General features: G+C 60.1%; 6 protein-coding genes. 3 read left to right on the top strand and 3 right to left on the bottom strand.

Annotation, left to right across the window (positions count from 1 at the left end; genetic code table 11):
* From EV683_RS14180 to EV683_RS14170, 3 genes are all read right to left on the bottom strand, one after another.
* Positions 1-616, bottom strand: a 616-nt coding sequence (locus tag EV683_RS14180) for a HipA N-terminal domain-containing protein (RefSeq protein WP_207910477.1), incomplete at its 3' end; no start/stop codon positions are given.
* Positions 613-924, bottom strand: a complete 312-nt coding sequence (locus EV683_RS14175; RefSeq protein ID WP_131863221.1) for a helix-turn-helix domain-containing protein — start codon at positions 922-924, stop codon at positions 613-615. The genes EV683_RS14180 and EV683_RS14175, both read right to left, overlap by 4 nt.
* Before the next feature lie 143 nt (positions 925-1,067).
* Positions 1,068-1,307 carry a helix-turn-helix domain-containing protein gene (locus EV683_RS14170; RefSeq protein ID WP_011806687.1) on the bottom strand — a complete coding sequence of 80 codons (240 nt, stop codon included), beginning with the start codon at positions 1,305-1,307 and terminating at the stop codon, positions 1,068-1,070.
* A 143-nt stretch (positions 1,308-1,450) separates the two neighbouring features.
* On the opposite strand from EV683_RS14170, the gene EV683_RS14165 reads away from it, so the two are divergent.
* The 3 genes from EV683_RS14165 to EV683_RS14155 form a co-directional block, all read left to right on the top strand.
* The gene (locus EV683_RS14165) at positions 1,451-2,107 is read left to right on the top strand and encodes a hypothetical protein (RefSeq protein ID WP_131863220.1); all 657 of its coding nucleotides are present in this window, start codon (positions 1,451-1,453) and stop codon (positions 2,105-2,107) included.
* Between the two features lie 17 nt (positions 2,108-2,124).
* On the top strand, positions 2,125-2,769 hold the full coding sequence (locus tag EV683_RS14160; protein ID WP_131863219.1) for a hypothetical protein: 645 nt from the start codon (positions 2,125-2,127) through the stop codon (positions 2,767-2,769).
* Positions 2,766-3,027 (top strand): hypothetical protein (locus EV683_RS14155; protein ID WP_424948514.1); only part of this gene is annotated, 262 nt, incomplete at its 3' end. The genes EV683_RS14160 and EV683_RS14155, both read left to right, overlap by 4 nt.

Here is a 3,027-nt window from a genome sequence, read left to right as displayed (position 1 = left end):
CATAGAGCTGCTCGATGACGCAAACCTCTTTGTGTTCGTTCTGCGCCGGGAACTTGACCAGCCAGGGGCTGCCGGGCGCATCCGGACGGGTGCTGACCTGCCCGGTCATTGCGTCGTACTGCACCAAGGCCTTGGGCCTGGCCCCTTGCGGTGAGCCGCCGGTGAGCGCGAGCTCGCGCAGGGCTGCCCCCGCCTCGCCCGCGAGCGCGAGACGGCTTTGCTCGGCCAGCGCCAGCAAGGACCAGTCGGGCTCGTGGGCGCCGGCGTCGCTTGCCGGAACGAAGCGTAACGCGCCCATGGCGCGCTCACCAATGAAGGCCAGCCGGTCGAGCGGCCCGGGATGGCGCAAGCCGTGCTGACGGAACAGGCGATCCATCAGCAGCAAACCCCAGCCGTCAGGCAGACTGTCGGCGATCAGGCCCGGAAGGCGATGCAAATGGGTCGGAAAACTTCCGTAGGCATCCGCACGCAGCTTGAGGTGCAAGGGCGACAGTTCCAAGCCCTGAGACAGGGCTTCGGGAGAATATTCGAAGAGCAGGGATTGACCGTCATCGGCCAGGCGTCCCAACGGCCAGTCTTCTCCCCAGCCGCAATAATGCACGGTAAGCAGCTTCATGATGTTCTCTTGCGCGGCGCACGCTGGCGGCGGCTGACAAGGTCTACTTGTTCCATCTGGGCGATGGATTGCCGTTTGAGCACAAAGAGATCGTCCAGCGCCTCCTGCAAGCCAAGCGCCTGCGCGACGCGGACCAGCGTTTCCAGCGAGCACTGACCGTCGCTTTCGAGTTTGCGCAACGCCCCCAGCGACAGTCCAGCCATTTGCGCCAGTTCACGCTGCGTCAGCGATTGGGCAAGCCGCTGCTCGCGCAGACGAACACCCAGCGCGTGCAGGATTTCGGCGGAAGTCGAGAGATGAAAAGTCACTTATATGACCCTTAACGCCAAATAAATTACATAAGTGCTATTATAGTGAGCTTTATTTGCTATTGAAAGCACATGGCCGCGATAGCTGCCGCGAGCGACAGGCAGTGACCATCGTAACGCTACGATAACGTAACGCTACGATGTTACGGTGCAGGCTCCTGTCCGGCAGCCGGTGCCTCCAGCAGTACTGAAGGCTCCACCCCCAGCGCCTCGGCCAGCTTGAAGATGTTGAGTAAGGCGATGTTGCGTTGCCCACGCTCAACACCCCCCAGATAGCTGCGCGCCAAGCCACTTTCCAGTGCCAGGCGTTCTTGCGACCACCCTCTGGTCTTTCTGATTTCTATCAGCTTCAGGCCGAAGCGTAGTCGGGGATCAAGGGCCATATTTCTCTCTTCTTAAAGAGAAATGACTCTATGAGTACCCCCTCTATAGGGCTACGCCCGATAAGTACCCGCACTATAAGTGACAATTGAATGCAAGCGCCATAGAATGACCTCTATGAGTAACAACATGGAGGTGATGACGCATGGCAAGCGTCTGGAAGACTGCTGGGATGGGGGCGGCTGCGGGGCTGGCAGTTCCGGTGGCTGGGCTTTCAGGTCTTGCTGCCGCTGGTTTTACGCTGATTCTTGTACTGGCAATGGTCGGCGTGGGGCCTGCGCGCCTGTCACAGACATCGCTTTGGGGGCTGCTGACCAGTGAGCTGATGCTCTATCTGCTGATTTCGCTGGCGATCTTCACGCTGTCCTTCCGCTTTCTGGCGCGCTTGCAGGCCCGCTGTCAGGCCCTTGTCGCCAGGATCAACGCCCAGCAAGGCCTGTCATTCGATGCTGGACATCTCCTGGGTTATCCCGCGCCGGCCTTTCTAGTGTTTGACCGGCAGCATCGCAAACTGGCTGTCTGCTCAATCGTGGATGAAGCCTGGCGCATCCACGACTTCTCCTGGCTGCTCGGCTGGCAGATGACCTGGCGCGAGGTCGAGAGCATGGAGATGAACGGCGGCAGCCGTCAGGTCAACGCCAGCGGCATGAGCGTGCCGACCTTCGAGCGCACGGTACGCGCCAAGGACTTCGCCGTCGAGCTGCAAACCGCCGATCCGCAACAACCACTGCTCAGCTTTCCCATGAGCCGTCGGGCGGCGGAAACCTGGTGTGCCAGGCTCAACGCCCTCTTCAACGGATAACCTCGCGAGGAACTGCGATGAAATACTACCGGAGCTTGCTGCTTCTGCCTTTTGTATTGACGGGTTGTGCCACAACCGACATGCAGGGGGCGCTGGATTCCCTGAACGGACTAGGACACTCCATTGGAACCAGTCTGGCGCAAGCGGCTACGCCCGCAAGCGCGGCAAGCCGCAACAGCTTGCTGGGCACTCCACTGCATAACGCCTTGCGCCACAATCTTTCTACCGACGGTCGCGCCCCGGAGTGGCCCAAGGTGGTGATCAGCAATCTGCAAATTCCGGCTGATCAGATGACGCTGACCCGCAGCCTCACGCTCAAAGCCAGTGATTGCATTCGCTTTGACGCAGTGCTCTGGCACGACGCCAAGCGCTCAGAGCGCTTCAGCAATCTGTCGCTTTGCGCGCCGGAGCTGCCGAAACAGTCGAACAACTTCGTGTTGACCTGGAAGAGCTTTTCCATCTCCGGCAAAACCAGCGGCCAGGTTCGCGGTGACGGGCCAATCCCCCCGTACAGTAAGCTGCCAAGCGACCCGGCGATGGAGCGCTGGCTGATGAATCAGTTCGGCCTTTACTATGTCGGTTCACTGCTGACGCTGGTCGGCTATGACCCCAACTTCACGGTCGATGATCGCCGCTTCTGGATCAGGAATATCAAGGGATGAACGCACTGCTACTGGCCGCCATGCCGGTGGTGCTGATGGATGGCACAGCCCCAGACCCCGACCACTGGTTGCGAATCGAGCCAGCCATCGTCGCCGCCGTGGAATGCCGTCAAACCTTGCCGTTGCACGTACTGGACGGCATTGCGCCCAATGCTCCCGGCAGTTGGTCGCTGACACCGGCACGCAGCTTCACAGTGTTCGGGTTGCCGGTGACGGGTATAGATCTGTTCTTATATCCTGTTTGTTATGTGGGTGTTT

It is taken from the genome of Crenobacter luteus (assembly GCF_004345725.1).
Taxonomy (GTDB): Bacteria; Pseudomonadota; Gammaproteobacteria; order Burkholderiales; family Chromobacteriaceae; genus Crenobacter; species Crenobacter luteus.
Note: the sequence above shows the minus strand (reverse complement) of the source record. Positions and strands in the feature narration are given on the sequence as shown.